18 protein-coding genes are annotated in these 16,364 nt (G+C 70.6%); 11 read left to right on the top strand and 7 right to left on the bottom strand.

Features of this window, described 5'->3' with window-relative positions; genetic code table 11:
* Positions 1 to 14 precede the first annotated feature (14 nt).
* The 6 genes from yidC (at position 15) to DDZ18_RS13675 (ending at position 6,001) form a co-directional block, all read left to right on the top strand.
* Entirely contained in the window at positions 15 to 2,120 is a 2,106-nt protein-coding gene (yidC, locus tag DDZ18_RS04210) for a membrane protein insertase YidC (RefSeq protein WP_109252076.1), read from the top strand.
* Positions 2,117 to 2,791, top strand: a complete 675-nt coding sequence (gene yihA, locus DDZ18_RS04205) for a ribosome biogenesis GTP-binding protein YihA/YsxC (RefSeq protein ID WP_109252075.1) — start codon at positions 2,117 to 2,119, stop codon at positions 2,789 to 2,791. Before yidC ends, yihA begins: the two co-directional genes overlap by 4 nt.
* A gap of 2 nt (positions 2,792 to 2,793) precedes the next feature.
* Complete coding sequence (locus DDZ18_RS04200) at positions 2,794 to 3,786, top strand: DUF1036 domain-containing protein (protein WP_109252074.1); 993 nt, start codon at positions 2,794 to 2,796, stop codon at positions 3,784 to 3,786.
* The gene (locus tag DDZ18_RS04195; protein WP_109252073.1) at positions 3,783 to 4,496 is read left to right on the top strand and encodes a pyrimidine 5'-nucleotidase; all 714 of its coding nucleotides are present in this window, start codon (positions 3,783 to 3,785) and stop codon (positions 4,494 to 4,496) included. The genes DDZ18_RS04200 and DDZ18_RS04195 overlap by 4 nt, the downstream gene beginning before the upstream one ends.
* On the top strand, positions 4,493 to 5,356 hold the full coding sequence (dapD, locus tag DDZ18_RS04190; protein WP_109252072.1) for a 2,3,4,5-tetrahydropyridine-2,6-dicarboxylate N-succinyltransferase: 864 nt from the start codon (positions 4,493 to 4,495) through the stop codon (positions 5,354 to 5,356). The genes DDZ18_RS04195 and dapD overlap by 4 nt, the downstream gene beginning before the upstream one ends.
* Positions 5,357 to 5,509: 153 nt before the next feature.
* Positions 5,510 to 6,001, top strand: a complete 492-nt coding sequence (locus DDZ18_RS13675; protein WP_146190600.1) for a hypothetical protein — start codon at positions 5,510 to 5,512, stop codon at positions 5,999 to 6,001.
* A 9-nt stretch (positions 6,002 to 6,010) separates the two neighbouring features.
* On the opposite strand, the gene DDZ18_RS04180 is transcribed toward DDZ18_RS13675, so the two are convergent.
* Entirely contained in the window at positions 6,011 to 6,742 is a 732-nt protein-coding gene (locus DDZ18_RS04180) for a CPBP family glutamic-type intramembrane protease (protein ID WP_109252070.1), read from the bottom strand.
* Between the two features lie 57 nt (positions 6,743 to 6,799).
* On the opposite strand from DDZ18_RS04180, the gene dapE reads away from it, so the two are divergent.
* Both dapE and DDZ18_RS04170 read left to right on the top strand, forming a co-directional pair.
* The gene (gene dapE, locus DDZ18_RS04175) at positions 6,800 to 7,969 is read left to right on the top strand and encodes a succinyl-diaminopimelate desuccinylase (protein ID WP_109252069.1); all 1,170 of its coding nucleotides are present in this window, start codon (positions 6,800 to 6,802) and stop codon (positions 7,967 to 7,969) included.
* Complete coding sequence (locus DDZ18_RS04170) at positions 7,966 to 8,547, top strand: hypothetical protein (protein WP_109252068.1); 582 nt, start codon at positions 7,966 to 7,968, stop codon at positions 8,545 to 8,547. The genes dapE and DDZ18_RS04170 overlap by 4 nt, the downstream gene beginning before the upstream one ends.
* Before the next feature lie 16 nt (positions 8,548 to 8,563).
* Here the strand turns inward: DDZ18_RS04170 and DDZ18_RS04165 are convergent, their stop codons facing one another.
* The 3 genes from DDZ18_RS04165 to fmt form a co-directional block, all read right to left on the bottom strand.
* Entirely contained in the window at positions 8,564 to 9,583 is a 1,020-nt protein-coding gene (locus tag DDZ18_RS04165; protein WP_158272061.1) for a S41 family peptidase, read from the bottom strand.
* Positions 9,584 to 9,643: 60 nt separating this feature from the next.
* A complete protein-coding gene (truA, locus tag DDZ18_RS04160; protein WP_109252066.1) occupies positions 9,644 to 10,417 on the bottom strand; it encodes a tRNA pseudouridine(38-40) synthase TruA in 774 nt (257 codons plus the stop codon).
* A 424-nt stretch (positions 10,418 to 10,841) separates the two neighbouring features.
* A complete protein-coding gene (fmt, locus tag DDZ18_RS04155) occupies positions 10,842 to 11,774 on the bottom strand; it encodes a methionyl-tRNA formyltransferase (protein WP_109252065.1) in 933 nt (310 codons plus the stop codon).
* 80 nt (positions 11,775 to 11,854) lie between these two features.
* On the opposite strand from fmt, the gene DDZ18_RS04150 reads away from it, so the two are divergent.
* The 3 genes from DDZ18_RS04150 to DDZ18_RS04140 all read left to right on the top strand — a co-directional run bounded on the left by DDZ18_RS04150 (position 11,855) and on the right by DDZ18_RS04140 (position 14,132).
* Entirely contained in the window at positions 11,855 to 12,217 is a 363-nt protein-coding gene (locus tag DDZ18_RS04150) for a Kazal-type serine protease inhibitor family protein (RefSeq protein WP_109252064.1), read from the top strand.
* A gap of 170 nt (positions 12,218 to 12,387) precedes the next feature.
* On the top strand, positions 12,388 to 13,191 hold the full coding sequence (locus DDZ18_RS04145) for a glucose 1-dehydrogenase (RefSeq protein ID WP_109252063.1): 804 nt from the start codon (positions 12,388 to 12,390) through the stop codon (positions 13,189 to 13,191).
* An 80-nt stretch (positions 13,192 to 13,271) separates the two neighbouring features.
* Positions 13,272 to 14,132 (top strand): SDR family NAD(P)-dependent oxidoreductase, encoded by an 861-nt coding sequence (locus tag DDZ18_RS04140; RefSeq protein ID WP_109252062.1) that lies wholly within the window; start codon positions 13,272 to 13,274, stop codon positions 14,130 to 14,132.
* A 123-nt stretch (positions 14,133 to 14,255) separates the two neighbouring features.
* Here the strand turns inward: DDZ18_RS04140 and DDZ18_RS04135 are convergent, their stop codons facing one another.
* From DDZ18_RS04135 to DDZ18_RS04125, 3 genes are all read right to left on the bottom strand, one after another.
* Complete coding sequence (locus DDZ18_RS04135; protein ID WP_109252061.1) at positions 14,256 to 14,555, bottom strand: GIY-YIG nuclease family protein; 300 nt, start codon at positions 14,553 to 14,555, stop codon at positions 14,256 to 14,258.
* A 262-nt stretch (positions 14,556 to 14,817) separates the two neighbouring features.
* Entirely contained in the window at positions 14,818 to 15,444 is a 627-nt protein-coding gene (locus tag DDZ18_RS04130) for a hypothetical protein (protein WP_199241124.1), read from the bottom strand.
* Between the two features lie 371 nt (positions 15,445 to 15,815).
* Positions 15,816 to 16,334: a peptide deformylase gene (locus tag DDZ18_RS04125; protein WP_109252060.1), complete on the bottom strand. Its 519-nt coding sequence runs from the start codon at positions 16,332 to 16,334 to the stop codon at positions 15,816 to 15,818.
* Positions 16,335 to 16,364 lie beyond the last annotated feature (30 nt).

Raw genomic sequence — 16,364 nt, 5'->3', positions numbered from 1 at the left:
GGATCCGTTCCCCCATGGGCGAATTTCGCAATCTGATCCTGGCGGTCGCGCTCGCGGCCGGAATCTTCATTCTCTGGCAGGTGTTCGTGCTCGAGCCGGCGCTCGAGCGCCAGCAAGGCGAAGCCCCCGCCGAACAGGCCGAACAACCGCTCGAACCCGGCGCCGACGCGCCGGCGCCGCGCGAAGAGCCGGGCATCGGCGGGCCCGCGTCCGGCGCCGATCTCACGACGCGCGAGGCCGCGCTCGCGCGCTCGGAGCGCGTCGCCATCCGCACGCCGGCCGTCGAAGGCTCGATCGCGCTCACCGGCGCGCGCTTCGACGATCTCCGCCTGCTGCGCTACGACACCGAAATCGACAGCGGCGAGCCCGTCACGCTTCTCAATCCGTCGGGCGGTCCCGGCGGGCATTACGCCGTCAGCGGCTGGGCCGGCGGCTCGGGCGCGCCGGAAGGCCTGCCCGGGGCGGGCACCGAGTGGCGCCTCGTCCAGGGCGATGCGCTGACCCCGGAGAGCCCCGTCGTACTCGAGCATCGCGCCGGCGATCTGGTCTTCACCCGCACGATCAGCGTCGACGAAAACTACCTCTTCACCGTGCGCGACGCGGTCACCAACGAGGGCGGCGCGGCGGTCTCGCTGTCGCGCTACGGGCTCGTTCGCCAGGAGGACCTGCCCGCCGAGCTGGCGAACTTCTACATTCTCCACGAAGGCCCGATCGGGGTCGCCGGCCGGGAGATGTTCGACCGCAAGTTCGAGAAGCTCGCCGACAACGGTCCCGTAGAGCGCGAGGGCGAAGGCGGCTGGACGGGCATCACCAGCAAGTACTGGCTCGCCGCGGTGGCGCCGTCCGGGAGCCCGCAGATCCGCGCCCAGTTCCGCACGCTCCAGCGCGGCGGCCGCACGGTCTACGAGTCCAACTATATCCGCGATCCCGAGACGATCGGCCCCGGCCAGACGCTCGAGAGCGAGGCCTATGTCTTCGCCGGGGCCAAGAACCAGACGCTGCTGTCGCGCTACGAGCAGGAGACCGGAATCCCGCGCCTGACCATGGCGATCGACTGGGGCATGTTCTGGTTCCTGACCCGCCCCTTCTTCGCGATCCTGCACGCGTTTGACGGCTGGATCGGCAATTTCGGCGTCGCGATCATGATCCTGGTCGTCGGACTGAAGCTGGTCCTGTTCCCGCTCAACAACCGCGCCTTCGCTTCGATGGCCAAGATGCGCGCCGTCCAGCCGAAGATGCAGGAGCTGCGCGAGCGCTACGCCGACGATCAACAGCGCCTGCAGCAGGAAATGATGGACATGTACCGGCGGGAGAAGATCAACCCCGTCGCCGGCTGCCTGCCCATCCTGCCGCAGATCCCGATCTTCTTCGCGCTCTACAAGACGGTGTTCATCTCGCTGGACGCCCGCCACGCCGGCTTCCTCTGGATCCGCGACATGTCGGCGCCCGACCCCACCAGCATGTGGAACCTGTTCGGGATCCTGCCCTACGACCCGGCCGGCCTGCCGGTGATCGGCGGCGTCCTGGCGATCGGCCTGTTCCCGCTGATCATGGGCGTCACCATGTGGGCCCAGCAGGCGCTCAACCCGCCGCCGCCCGACCCCATGCAGCGCCGTATCTTCGCCTTCCTGCCGGTGGTGTTCACCATCGTGCTGGCGGGCTTCCCCGCCGCGCTGGTCATCTACTGGGCGTGGAACAACTTCCTCACCATCGTCCAGCAGTACATCATCATGCGCCGCCACGGTACCGAGACCGAGCTGGACAAGCGCGTTCAGCGCCTGCGCGCGCGCCTGACCGGCGCCCCGGCGCCGCAGAGCCTGAACGCGCCCGACGCCCCGGCGTCGGACACGGTGATCGAGGGAACCGCCCGGGAGGCCTCGGCTGAACAGACAGAGAGCGGGGACGAGGGCGAGACCGCGACCGAATCCGGCGACGCCGCGGAGACGACCGTCGAGCCTGAAGCCGAGCCGACCGAAAAACCCGCCGGCGGCGCGCGGACCCGCTCCAATCCGGCCGCCAAGAAGAAGCGCGGCGGCGCGACGAAAAAGCCCGCCGCGAAGCGCAAGCCCGCGCCGCGCAAGAAGCCGACGCCCAAGCCGGGCGACGGCGACGAGGCGTGACCGCGTCCGGCGCCGAGGCCGACGCGGCGGCCGAGCAGGCGCGCCTCGAGGCCGGCCGGCGCCTGTTCGCGCAGCCCTGCGAATTCCTTCGCGGGGCGGTCTCCATCGAGGGGCTGCCGCCGGGCGACCTGCCCGAAGTCGCCTTCGCCGGCCGGTCCAATGTCGGCAAGTCCTCGCTGGTCAACGCGCTTACCGGCCGCAAGACGCTGGCGCGCACCTCGGGCGATCCGGGCCGCACGCGCGAACTCAACTTCTTCGTGCTGGGCGGACGGCTTCGCCTCGTCGATCTGCCGGGTTACGGTTTCGCGAAAGCGCCCAAGGACGTCGCGCAGCGCTGGACGCGGCTGACGCAGGACTATCTCCGCGGGCGCGCGAACCTGAAGCGCGTCGTGCTGCTCATCGACGCGCGGCGGGGGATCAAGGCGAACGACGAGGCGGTGATGGACGAGCTCGACAAGGCGGCGGTCGTTTACCAGATCGCGCTGACGAAGCTCGACAAGCTCAAGCCCGGCGAGCAGGCTCGCATCGTCGAGGAGACCGCCGCGCGGATCGCCCGGCGTCCCGCCGCCTTCCCGACCGTGGCGGCGACGTCGGCGGCGAAGCGCCTCGGGCTCGACGCGCTGAGAGCCGATCTCGCCGCGCTGGCTGCGCCGGAACACGAGGGACCGTGAGTATGATGTTGCGCTTGCTGATCGCCGCCGCCGCGGCATTCGGAGCGGCTGCGTTCGTGACCGCGCCCGCCCGCGCCGGGGAGGTCTGCAACGAGACCAGCTTCGTCGTCGAGGCCGCCAAGGCCTGGCGCACCGAGAGCGGCATCGCCGCGGAAGGCTGGAGCCGCATCCTGCCGGGCGGCTGCGCCGACATGGGCCCGGACGCCGATATCGACCAGTATCTCTACGCCCGCTCGACGCCGGCCTATCTCGGCGGCGTGCGCGAATGGCGCGGCTCGCTCGAGGTGTGCGTCGACGAGGCGGACTTCGCCTTCGAGGGCGTCGCCGACTGCGAGGCCCTGGGGCTCGAGACGCGCGGCTTCCGCCGGCTGAGCGAAGCCGAGCGCACGCGCGCCCTGCTGGTCGAGCCCGCCGATTTCGGCGATCGCGCCGACGAGGCCGGCCTGCAGCGCCTGCTCCAGGCGGCGGGCTACGACATCCAGGTGATCGACGGCTACGCCGGCCGGCGCACCCGGCGCCAGGTCGCCCGCTTCGAGAGCGACGCCGGCCGCGAGTTCGACGCCAACCGCGCCGCCCTGCTCGAGGCGCTCCACGCCGCGGCGCTCGAGCGCAATGTCGAAATCGGCCTGCATGTCTGCAACGACGCCGACGCGCCGCTCGCCGTCGCCGCCGCGCAGCCGAACAGCGAGACGGAAGGTTGGGAGAGCCGGGGCTGGTGGCATATCGAGCCGGGCGCCTGCGCGCGGCCGATCGCCGAACGCCTCGACGCCGACGACGTGTATTTCTACGCGGTGCGCCTCGACCCCGGCGCGCACACGCCGGTTTCGCGCGGGACGGAGCGCTTCTGCATCGCGCCGGCGCGCTTTCTCGCCGAAGGCCGCGACAACTGCGAGGAGCGCGGCTACGACGAGGCGCTGTTTCGAACCGCGCCCGGCGCGGAGAACGGCCGCATCGAGGTGCGCTTGCGCGACGAGGATTTCGAGGACGCCGCATGACCGACGGCCGGCCCGATCTCGGCCATGTCGAGACCTGGGTGTTCGATCTCGACAACACGCTCTACCCCGCCGACGCGGCGGTGATGAGCCAGGTCGACCGGCGCATGACCGAGTACGTGATGCGCCTGCTCGACCTCGAGCGCGACGCCGCGCGCGCCGTGCAGAAACGCTACTGGCGCGACTACGGCACGACGCTCAACGGGCTGATGTCGAACCACGACGTCGATCTCGCCGACTTCCTCGACTACGTCCACGACGTCGATCACGACGTGCTGACGCCGGACCCGACGCTGGCGCGCCATATCGGCCGACTCGAGGGCCGGCGGCTGATCTACACCAACGGCTCGCTGAAGCACGCCGAGACCGTCGTCGACCGGCTCGGCCTGAACGGGCTGTTCGACGACGTGTTCGACATCGCGGCGTCGGACTACACTCCGAAGCCCCATCGCGAGAGCTTCGACCGCTTCGCCCGGCGCCTCGCCGTGCGGCCGGCGCGCGCGGCGATGTTCGAGGATTCGGCGCGCAATCTTGAAACCGCCGCCGATATGGGCTTCACCACGGTCCTGGTGCGCGCGGCCGGCCTCGACCGCGACGAGGAGACGGCCGGCCCGGGCGACCGCCCGCCCCATGTCCACTACGCCGTGGACTGCCTGAAGACCTTCCTCGGCCGCGTCACCGCGCCCGAACCGGAGCCCGACGAGCCCGCATGACGCCGCATTCCGACGACGACAGCCTGCGCGCGGCGATCGACGCCGCCTGGGAAGATCGCGAAACCGTTTCGCCGGAAACCGGCGGCGCGGTTCGCGACGCCGTGGAGACCGCGCTCGCCCGGCTCGACGCTGGCGAGGCGCGCATCGCCGCGAAGGGCGAAGACGGCGACTGGATCGTCCACGAGTGGCTGAAGAAGGCCGTGCTGCTCTCCTTCCGCCTGAACCCGAACCGGGTCATGGGCGGCGCGCCGGGCGCGAACGGCGTCGACCCCGCGCCCGGTCCGTGGTGGGACAAGGTCCCGACCAAGTTCGAGGGCTGGACCGAGGCCGATTTCGCCAGGGCCGGCTTCCGCGCCGTGCCGCCGGCGACGGTCCGCCGCGGGGCCTTCATCGGCAAGGGCGTCGTGCTGATGCCGAGCTACGTCAATATCGGCGCCTATGTCGACGAAGGCGCGATGATCGACACCTGGGCGACGGTCGGCTCGTGCGCCCAGATCGGCCGGAACGTCCACATCTCCGGCGGCGCCGGGATCGGCGGCGTGCTCGAGCCGCTGCAGGCCAATCCGGTGATCATCGAGGACGGCGTCTTCGTCGGCGCCCGCTCGGAGGTCGCCGAGGGGGTGATCGTGCGCGAGGGCGCGGTGCTCTCGATGGGCGTCTATCTCGGCGCCTCGACGAAGATCGTCGACCGCGAGACCGGCGCGATCATCCGCGGCGAGGTGCCGCCCTACGCCGTCGTCGTGCCGGGAGCCCTGCCCGACCCGCAGGGCGGACCGGCGCTCTACTGCGCCGTCATCGTCAAGAAGGTCGACGCCCAGACCCGCGCCAAGACGAGCATCAACGCGCTCTTGAGGGATTAGGGCGGCCAAAGCGCCCCGCTCCTCACCCGATCTGGAAGCGGCGCCCGCCGGTGCGGCCGAATCGCCACGTTCGCCCGCGCCCGCGAATCAGCCCATCGACCCGGCGACCCCGATTCGGTACATTCCTTAAAAGGAAGTTAACGGGTGGGGATCATGGCGACGCTGGAACTCGATCTGGAAGCGCACAAACTCATCGAGGCGCACAGGCGGAGCCTGGAAGAAGACCAGCTTTCGATCCTGAAAAGAGCGCTTAAGAATCAACTTTCTGGGACGAATGGTCCGACCCGTCGCGGGGGCGGTCGAACGCGCCGAACCGGGGATTTCTTCGTCCGGATCGGCAATCGCCGGACGCGGACGCCGAATCAGAAGGCTGCTTATAAGCAAGCACTCTCCTGGATGGCCGAGATCGATGACGGCTTCCTCGACGCCCTCGCGCAGAAGCGGATTCGCAACCGTCGGATCGTCGCCCGCCGACCCGACGCGCTGTACGCCCGGTCCGGCCTGCAGCGCTTCGCCGAACCGCTCGGCGACGGCTGGTACGCCGACACCAACCTGTCGAAGCAGCAGAAGGTCGTCCGCCTCCGCGAGGCCTGCGACCTGCTCGGGCTGGCCTTCGGCCGCGACGTCGAAGTCGGGTTCCGCTGAGCCCGTCCGTCAGAGCGCGTAGAAGCTCGCCACCGCCCAGCTGTGAACGAGGACCGGGAGCAGGACGGAGCCCGACGCCGCGCGCAGCCACACGAGCAGCATGCCCGCGAGGAAGACCCAGGCGCCGGCGCCGAACGCCGCGGTGAGCACGAGATCCGGCGACAGCGACAGCGCCCGATCGGCGGCGAACAGCATCGCGCTGACGACCGCGCCCCAGCCCATCGCCGCGCCGCGGATCCGCACCGGCGCGCCGAACGCCCGGTCGAGGGCGGCCAGGAGGAAGCCGCGATAGAGCAGCTCCTGCTCCAGCGCGGGAAGGCTGGCCCGGTAGGCGAGCTCGGAGACCGGGCCGACCCGGCCGGGGACGAGATACCAGGCCGCGCCGGCGAAGGCAGCGGCGATCAGCACCGTCACGACCAGCGCCGACACCGGAGACGGTCCCTTCTGGATGACCGTGACGCCGGTGAGCCGCCAGCGGCCGTCGAACATGAGCGCGCCGACGACCAGAAGCACGACCGTCGAGACGATCGACGCCGCCCAGGGATGCGGGCCGGGCGCGAGGTCGGGCAGGGCGAGATAGCCCCAGCCGCCGGTCGCGACGGCGTCGTGGAGGATGAACAGGCCGAAGGCGACGGAAAGCCAGGATCGCCGGACGCGCCCGCCGGCCAGCACCACGCCAATCGCGGCCAGCAGCAAGAACAGCCCGCAATTGACGAGCAGGCTCGAGAACGCTTCGCTCAAACGGAACCTCCCCCAACCCGCGTGGTTCCGGGTCCGAATCTAGCGTATTTCATAATCATGAACACGTCCCGCCCCGATCCGGCCGACCCGGTCGCCCTCGCCCGGCGCCTGATCCGGGCGCCGTCCGTCACGCCGGAAGACGCCGGCGCGCTCGACGCGCTGGAGGCCGCGCTCGCCCCGCTCGGCTTCGCCTGCGCGCGCCATCGCTTCGGCGAAGTGGACAATCTCTACGCCCGCCTCGGCGACCGCGCGCCGGTGTTCTGCTTCGCCGGCCACACCGATGTCGTCCCGCCGGGCGACGCGGAGGCCTGGAGCGAGCCGCCCTTCGAGGCCGCCGTGAAGGACGGCGTTCTCTGGGGCCGCGGCGCGGCCGACATGAAATCCGCGATCGCGGCCTTCGTCGCCGCGGTGGCGCGCTATCGCGGCGCGCACGGCGAGCCGCCGGGCTCGATCGCGCTGCTGATCACCGGCGACGAGGAGGGCCCCGCCGAGGATGGCACGAAGAAGCTGCTCGCGGCGGTGACCGAGCAGGGCGAGCGCTTCGACCACTGCCTCGTCGGCGAGCCGACCAACCCGTCGGCGCTGGGCGAAACCATCAAGATCGGCCGGCGCGGCTCGCTGAACGGCGTGATCACGGTGACCGGCCGGCAGGGCCATGTCGCCTATCCCGAGAAGGCGGAGAACCCGATCCCGCCGCTCATGGACCTGCTGTCGCGGCTGACCGCGCGCACGCTCGACGAGGGCGCGCCGCACTTCCAGCACTCCAATCTGGAGATCACTTCGATCGACGTGGACAATCCCGCCCACAACGTCATTCCCGGCCGGGCGCGCGCGAAGTTCAACATCCGCTTCAACACCCGCCACGCCGGCGCCGATCTCAAGCGCTGGATCGCCGACGAGGCGGCCGCCGTGCGCTCGCATTTCATGGGCGAGATCGATCTCGATCTCCGGGTCACCGGCGAGGCCTTCCTGACGCGACCCGGCCCGTTCACCGATCTGCTCAAGGAGGCCGTCGCCGCCGAGACCGGCCGCGAGCCGGCGCTCACGACCGGCGGCGGCACCTCGGACGCGCGCTTCATCAAGGACTATGCGCCGGTGGCCGAGTTCGGCCTCGTCGGCGCGACCATGCACCAGGTCGACGAACGCGTCGCCGTCGCCGACATCGAGGCGCTGACGCGCGTCTATCAGCGCGTGCTCGAGCGCTATTTCGAGGTGTTCGCCGGATGAAGGCCCTGATCGACGATGCGCGCACCGCCCTCGGCGGCGTGTTCCGCCTGATGGCCTTCCGCGAGGACTGGCGGAGCGCGTTCGACGTCAGCGCGGACGGGCTCGTGCGCTCGTTCGCGGCCGTCCTCATCTGCCTGCCCGCCTACGCCTTCCTGGTCGCCGCACTCAATCATTTCGTCGTCTCGAACCCAGATCTCGCCCCCGAGGCGGCGACGATGGGCCTCGGCGAGGCGGCGCTGCAATACGCGCGGCTGTGGCTGCTGTTTCCGCTCGTCGCCGCGCTGGTCGTTCTCGTGCTCGGGCGCCGGCGCGCGCTCGTTCCCTGGATCGTCGTGCACAACTGGACCGTCGTGGCGCTCATTCACCTGCAGGTCCTGATCTGGGCGCTGAACGCCGCCGGCCTCGTCGACGGCGCGGTGCTGGCGAGCCTGCTCAGCTTCTACCAGCTTCTGCGCCTGTTCGCGCACTGGCGCGTCGCGCTCGGCGCGCTCGATGTCGGCCCGGTGACGGCAGGAGCCGCGGCGGCGATCCCGCTCATAGCCGACTGGCTGGTGATCTATTCGGGAGCGGCGGGGTGAGCCCGGCGGACCGGCGTCAGTCGTCCTCGCCGCGGATCATCGCCAGCGCGCGGTCGAGCGCCGCGTCGGCGGGGACGCGAATGTCCGGCTGGACGCCGTCGCCTTCCCAGTCCTCTCCGGTCGCGGGATCGAAGGTGCGCCCGACGGGGACGAAAACGCTGTAGCCGTCCGCGAGCGGCAGCGAGGCGCCGAAATGGTTGGCGCCGCGCGTCGGCTCGCCGACCAGCGTCGCGCGGCCCGAAATCCGCATCGCCAAGGCGAGATGCTCTGCCGCCGACACGGTGCGCGGCCCGACCAGCAGGTAGACCGGGACCTCGACCAGATCGGCGTCCGGCGCCGGCGCGGTCCAGTGCTCGTAACGCGTCAGCCCGTCCGGCCCGTCCACGCGGCGAACCGTCTCGCCGCCGCCGAAGATATCGCCGACGGTCTCGATGCTCGCGGTGCGCTGGTCCATGACGAGCAGACGCCGGCTCTCGTCGGTCATGCGCGAGAACAGCAGATCGGCCACCGGCAGGTCGCCGCCGACATTGTTGCGCAGATCGACAATGATCGCCGAAGCGGCCGTCATGTCGTCGAGCGCGGCGTCGACGGCGGCGATGTCGCTGTCCTCCCAGCCCATCAGGCCGAGATCGAGATAGCCAATCTCGCCGTCGATCATCCGGACCTGCCTGAGCACGGGCGGGGGCGTGCGCGCCGGCCCGGCCTCGCCGTCGGCGTCGTCCGGCTCCTCCGGCGGATGAACGACGAGGTGATGATCGACGACGACCGCGCCGAGATCCTCCGTCAGCAGGGAGGCCAGCGCCTCCGGCTCGACGACGCCGTCATAGGCCCCGGCGGCGGCGCGGCTGCGGACATGGGCGGCGTAGCGCGCGCCGGTGTCGGGAAAGACGTAGCCGGCCTCGAGCGCGGCGGCGAGGTCTTCCGCCACGGCGCGGCTTGCGACAGCCGGGACCGATGCGGAGGTCTCGGCGGGTGCGGCGGCGCAGCCGACGGCGGCGAGTGCGATGGCGGCGGCTGCGAAAGCGCGTGCGATCATGGCGGGTCCCTTCCGGCGAAAGCTCGGCGCCATAAAGCCCGCGCCGCGATCGGCGGCAAGTTACGCTTCCGAAAGCTCGTCGCCGGCTCGCTCGTCCGGGTAGCGCACGAAGGCGAGATAGAGCCCGTCGGGCGGCGCGACCGGTCCGCAGCGCGTGCGGTCGGCAGCGGCCAGCGCATCGGCGAAGTCGTCCGGGCTCCACTTGCCCGTCCCCACCTCGACCAGCGAGCCGACGATCGAGCGGATCTGGCGATGCAGGAAGCTGATCGCCTCGACGGTCACGCGGACCTCCGCGCCGACGCGGGCGACGCGGATGACGTCGAGCGATTTCACCGGGCTGTCGGCCTGGCACTGGGCGTCGCGGAAGGTGGTGAAGTCGTGGGTTCCGACGCAGGCCTGGGCGGCGGCGTGCATGGCCTCGACGTCGAGGCGCTTGGGCGTGCGCCAGGCCCGGCCGCGATCCAGCGCCAGCGGCGGGCGGCGATCGACGATGCGATAGAGATAGCCCCGCTTCACCGCGGAGAAGCGGGCGTGGAAATCGTCGGCGACCCGCTCGGCGGCGAGCACCGCGATCGGGTCGGGCCGGAGATGATGGTTGAGCGCGTCGCGCACGACGTCGCCGGCGAGGCCCTTTTGAAGGTCGAGATGGGCGACCATGGCCAGCGCGTGCACGCCCGAGTCCGTGCGCCCCGCGCCGTAGACCTCGCAGGGTCGTTCGTCGAGGGCCTCGGCGGCGGTCTCGAGCGCGGCCTGCACAGAGGGCCCGTTGTCCTGGCGCTGCCAGCCGACGAACGGCCCGCCGTCATACTCGATGGTCAGCTTGTAGCGGGGCATGGGCTCTTGCTGGTCCGCTCTGGTTCCAGGGTCACGCGCCTCACCCCACCCTGACCCTCCCCTCAAGGGGAGGGAATGGCGCTGGCGCGCCCCGTCAGCTCTCCCTCCCCCTCAGGGGGAGGGCCGGGTGGGGGCTTATGCAGAGGAAACCCCGGCCGCGCAAGCCAGCCGGGGCCTCGCGGCGATCCATCGCGAGAAGGTCCCGGATCGCGCCTGCGGCGCGCCCGGGAGTTCAGTCACCCGGCTCATTCAGCGGATCGAGACGGAGAAACATTGCTTCCTGTCATCGCCGGGCCGGTCCCGGCGATCCAGTCCCGCGCAAGGAGCGCTTCCTTGCTTGGATGGCCGGAACAAGTCCGGCCATGACAGGCTCGCCGGCAGTGTTCACTCGACGCGGTCGCGAAGATGGGCCCTCGCCACTGGCTCAACCCAACACCGTCCCGGCCGGGACGGCCGTCCCGCGCAGGAACTCCTCCGCGCTCATCACGCCGCGGCCCTCGCGCTGCAGGCGCGCGAGCCGCACCGCGCCTTCGCCGCAGGCGATCAGGAGTTCGTCGTCGAGCGCCTCTCCGGGATCGCCCTCTCCCGCCTCCGGGACGGCGAAATGAACCTTCACGCGGACCGGGCCCTTCTCCGTCGCGAGCTCGAACCAGGCGCCCGGAGACGGCGTCAGTCCGCGGATCCGGTCGGCGACGGCGCGGGCGGGCTCAGACCAGTCGATGCGCGCCTCCTCGCGGGTGATCTTCTTCGCGTAGGTCACGCCGTCCTCGTCCTGGGGCTGGGCCTCCAGCGTGCCGCGTTCCAGCGCGGCGAGCGTGCGCGGCCAGAGCAGCGCGCCGGTGGCCATCAGCCGATCGTGCAATGTCGCGGCGGTGTCGGTCGGCTCGATCGGGACGACCTCGCTCATCAGGATCGGGCCGGTGTCGAGGCCCGCCTCCATCTGCATGATCTGAACCCCGGTGATCTCGTCGCCGGCCATGATCGCCCGCTGGATCGGCGCCGCGCCGCGCCAGCGCGGCAGAAGCGAGGCGTGCAGGTTGAGGCAGCCCAGGCGCGGCGCCTCCAGGACCTCTTCCGGCAGGATCTGGCCGTAGGCGACGACGCAGGCCGCATCGAGATCGAGCGCCAGGAAGTCCGCGATCACGTCCGGATCGCGAAAACTGTCCGGCGTCTCGACGGGAATGCCGAACTGCTCGGCGAGCACGTGGACGGGCGTCTTCTGTTCGGCCTGGCCGCGCCCGCGCCGGCGCAGGGGCTGCGTGTAGACGCACACGACCTCGTGGCCGGCGGCGACGATCTCGGCCAGCGAGGCGGCGGCGAAGTCGGGCGTGCCCATGAAGGCGAGGCGGAGGGCCATGGAACTCGATCGGCGGCGGCGGAAGCGACCGGCGTCTGATACAATCGCCGCGACCCGATGGCCACCGCCGGAGCGCTCCGATGCGTGTTCTCGCCGCCCTTTTCGCCTTGGCCCTCGCCGCCTGCGCGCCGCAGCCCGGCGCCGAACCCGCCGCGCCCGACGCCAACGCGCAGGCCAGTCCGATCGGCGGCGTCTGCGGCGGGATCGCCGGTCAGACCTGCGCCGATGCGAACGCCTATTGCCGCTACGCCCCGGAGGCGCAATGCGGGGCGGCCGATCAGACCGGCGTCTGCGCCGAGCGCCCGCAGGTGTGCACCCGCGAGTACCGGCCGGTCTGCGGCTGCGACGGCGAGACCTATTCCAACGCCTGCACCGCCGCCTCGGCGGGCGTGAGCGTCCTGCACGAAGGGCGGTGCGGCGACGAGCCGGCGAAGCCCGGCTAGGCGCCGCCTTGCGCCGCCGCGCGCGCTCGGTCATAAACCCCGCTCCGCAACCCGCCGACGAGGCGAGGACCCTGACGATGATTCCGTCCCTCTGAACCGACACCGCCGCCGCGACCGATCGCGGCCGAAATCCGCCCGCCGGGCGGAGCGTTCAGACAGGACCAACATCCATGAAATCGCTTGAGAACAAGACCGCGCTGGTCACCGGCGCGGCCCGCGGCATCGGCGCGGCCATCGCGCGGCGTTTCGCCGAAGCCGGCGCGACCGTCATCATCACCGACATCGACGCCGGCGGCGCGAAATCCGTCGCCGAAGGGCTCGGCCCGCCGGCCGTCCATCGCCGGCTCGACGTCCGCGAGGAGGACCAGTGGCGCGCGACCGCCGAGTGGGTCGGGCGCGAATTCGGCCGGCTCGACGCGCTGGTCAACAACGCCGGGATCACCGGCTTTCTCGAAACGCCCGGCCCCCACGATCCCGAGCATCTCGATCTTGAAAGCTGGCGCGAGGTGCATCGCGTCAATTCCGACGGCGTCGCGCTGGGCTGCAAATACGCCATCGGACTGATGAAGGCCGAGGGCGGCGCGATCGTGAACATCTCCTCGCGCTCGGGGATCGTCGGCATTCCCGGCGCGGCGGCCTATGCGGCGAGCAAGGCCGCGGTGAGGAACCACACCAAGTCGGTCGCCCTCTACTGCGCCCAGGCCGGCTACGCGATCCGCTGCAACTCGATCCACCCCGCCGCGGTGATGACCGAGATGTGGGACGCCATGCTGGGCGCGGGCGCGCAGCGCGACGCGATCATGGCCTCCATCGAGGCGGGCGTGCCGATGGGCCGCTTCGGAACCCCCGGGGAGGTCGCCGAGGCCGCGCTTTACCTGGCGAGCGACGCATCGTCCTACGTCACCGGGACCGAGCTCCACGTCGACGGCGGCATTCTCGCCGGCGCCGAGGCCGCCCCGGCGAAGGCGGAGTAGGCCGTCAACTGCGTCGCTTTGCGCGTTGCCCGCGTTTCCGTCCCGTGATCGCCTGAGACGGGACAACAAGGGAGGTCGCCATGGCGGGACGTCTGGACGGCAAGGTCGCGGTGATCACAGGCGGAGCGAGCGGCATCGGCAAGGCCACCGCCGAGCTGTTCGTCGCCGAGGGCGCGAAGGTCGTCGTCGCCGATGTGCAGGAGGAAGCCGGCGAGAAATTCGCGGCCTCGCACCGGGGCGAGATGGCGTTCATCCACACCGACGTGACGAAGGAAGACGACGTGCGCGCGATGATCGCCTGCGCGATCGACACGTTCGGCCGGCTCGACATCCTGTACAACAACGCCGGCGCGGCCGAGCGCGATTACCGCTTCGAGGAGATCACGCCCGAGACGTTCGACAAGGTGATGCATCTCCACGTCATGGCCGCCATGCTGGGGATCAAGCACGCCGTCCCGGTGATGCGCGAGGAAGGCGGCGGGGCGATCGTCACGACGTCGTCGGTCGCGGGCGTCATGGCCAATGTCGGCCCCGTGCTCTACTCGATCGCCAAGGCCGCGATCGTGCAGATGAGCCAGGTCGCCGCGGTCCGGCTCGCCCACGAGAATATCCGCGTCAATTGCGTCAATCCGGGCGTCATCCCCACGCCGATCTTCGGGCGCGCCTTCGGCCTCGACGCCGAGGAGTCCGCCGCGCTCGAGCCCAAGGTCCGCGAAATGGCGAAGACCTTCCAGCCGCTGCCGCGCGCCGGCGACGTCTCCGACATCGCCGAGGCGGTGCTCTATCTCGCCGCCGATTCCGGCCGCTTCGTCACCGGCGAGACGCTGATCGTCGACGGCGGCCTGGTGCGCGGTCCGGCGCCGGATCCCGAAGGCGGCGTGTTCAAGGCCTTCGCCGACGCGCTCGACCTCGACATCGCCAAGGCGCGGAAGGTGAAGTAGGGGCTGCGCGGCTCCTCCCTCGTCGCTCTTTCCCGGCGAAAGCCGGGACCCAGCAGCGAACCGCGCGGCGCGGCCTCTCTGGGCCCCGACTTGCGTCGGGGAAGAGGCGTCACATGAGAGGCGTCAGAGCAGCTCCTCGTAGAGGTCGCGCCAGGTCGGGTTGTCGCGCTCGATCAGCGCCAGCTTCCAGGCGCGCTTCCACTGCTTGATGCGATGTTCGCGCCGGACGGCCGACGCCATCTCCTCATGAAGCTCGTACCAGACCAGCAAGGTGACGCCGTACTTCGCCGTGAACGGCGAACCGACGCCCTCGCGGTGCTCCCAGATCCGCCGAATGAGATAACCCGTCGAGCCGCAATAGAGCGTCCCGTTGCGTCGCGACGCGAGGAGATAGACGCACGGCTGTATGGGCCGATCGAGCATCGGTGAACCCGCACACAACTTTGACGCGATTAATATACACGCATCTCTTTCCCGGCGAAAGCCGGGATCCAGCGGCCACGGGACGCGGCGCGCCCTCTCTGGGCCCCGGATCAAGTCCGGGGAAGAGGCGTTTGGACATCACCGCTGCATATACATTCTCTTTCCCGGCGAAAGCCGGGACCCAGCGGCCAAGCGGCCGCGCGGCCTCTCTGGGCCCCGACTTGCGTCGGGGAAGAGGCGGCTTGTTTGTTAAGGTGAGAGGTTACCCTTCATCCGACGCCGCCTCGGCCTCACCGTCCTCGCCTTCCCCGGACGCCGCGTCCTCCACCGGCGCCACGCCCCAGGGCGGGGGCGGGGCGTCGACGGGCGCGGTGAGGTCGAAGCGGGCCTCGAAACGCCGGTCCGGGCGGTCGAGGGCGTAGACGAAGGCCTCGTCGGTCACGGTGATCGACCAGACGTTCTCGGCGGACTCGGGGATTCCCTCGCGCTCGAACAGTTCGCGGGAATACTCGTCGGCGGGAAACTCCGCGCGGCGCCGGCCGACCGGCCCCTCCGCATCCCCGCCATACCAGCTCAATGCGTCCTCCGAGCCGTCCCTGTGGCGGTGGTCGTGCTTGAGCCTGAGGCCCTCGCCCACCCGCGTTATCACCCAGGTGCGCGAGCGGTTCTCGCCGACATGGAAGGGGATGCGCAGCTCGTCGGCCGAGCACTCGCGGATGTGCATGACGAGGCGTTCGCCGGCCATGTCCGCGTCGCGCGGGTCCTCGGAGACGACCTCGCCCTCATAGGCCCGCCCGCAGCGCTCGGCGAGCCGGTCGAAGACGTCGCCGCCGGCCGGCTCGACGCAGGCCGAAAGCGCGATGATCGGAATGAACGCGATGGCGCGCATGATGCTCTCCCTCTTCCCCGGACGGATGCTAGGCGCGGTCGGGGGGCGAGGGGAAGGCTTCGCGGCGCCGGGCGCTCTCCCTTCCCCGCATGCGGGGGAGGGCCGGGGTGGGGGCCTCGCGCGCCGCGGCCTCACCCCCACCCTCACCCTCCCCTCAAGGGGAGGGATTCGGCAGCGTCGCGAGCTGACGGGAGCGGGCCGTCCTCGCGGACAGGGATCGGGCGCCGAAGGACGGGGGCAGGAAGACATTCGACTGAATTCCCGGACGCGCCGCAGGCGCGATCAGGGACCTTGAGGCCACCGATCTCGACGAGGCCCCGGCTCTCCCTGCGGTCGGCCGGGGTTTCAAACTCTTTGAACGGCGCCCGCCCCTACTCCGCGGCGACAGCGCGCGACTTCACCAGCTTCTGGACCTTCTTCACCGCGCGCTCGCGCTTCAGGCGCGAGAGATAGTCGATGAAGACGATCCCCTCGAGATGGTCCATCTCGTGCTGGATGCACACCGCGAACAGGTCCTCGGCGATCTCCTCGCGCGCATTGCCGTCATAGTCGAGATATTCGACCTTGCAGCGTTCCGGGCGTTCGACCTCGTCGAAGACGTCGGGGATCGACAGGCAGCCTTCCTGGTGGGGCTGCGTGTCCTCCGTCAGCGGCGTGATCACCGGATTGACGAAGAAGCGTGGCTCGGTGCGCTCCTCGGACAGGTCCATGACGATGACGCGCTTGTCGACGCCGACCTGGATCGCGGCGAGCCCGATGCCGTCGGCGGCGTACATGGTCTCGACCATGTCGTCCATCAGCGCGCGCAAGTCGTCGTCGACCCTGTCGACGGGCTTGGAGACCTGCTTCAGGCGCGGGTCGGGGACGGTGAGGATTTCGCGTACGGCCATGGCTTTTAAGTAAGCCCGGGCGGGGTTGCG

It is taken from the genome of Marinicauda salina (genome assembly GCF_003122085.1).
GTDB lineage: Bacteria > Pseudomonadota > Alphaproteobacteria > Caulobacterales > Maricaulaceae > Maricicauda_A > Maricicauda_A salina.
The sequence above is the reverse complement of the archived record's forward strand: the minus strand, read 5'-3'. Positions and strand labels throughout refer to the sequence as shown.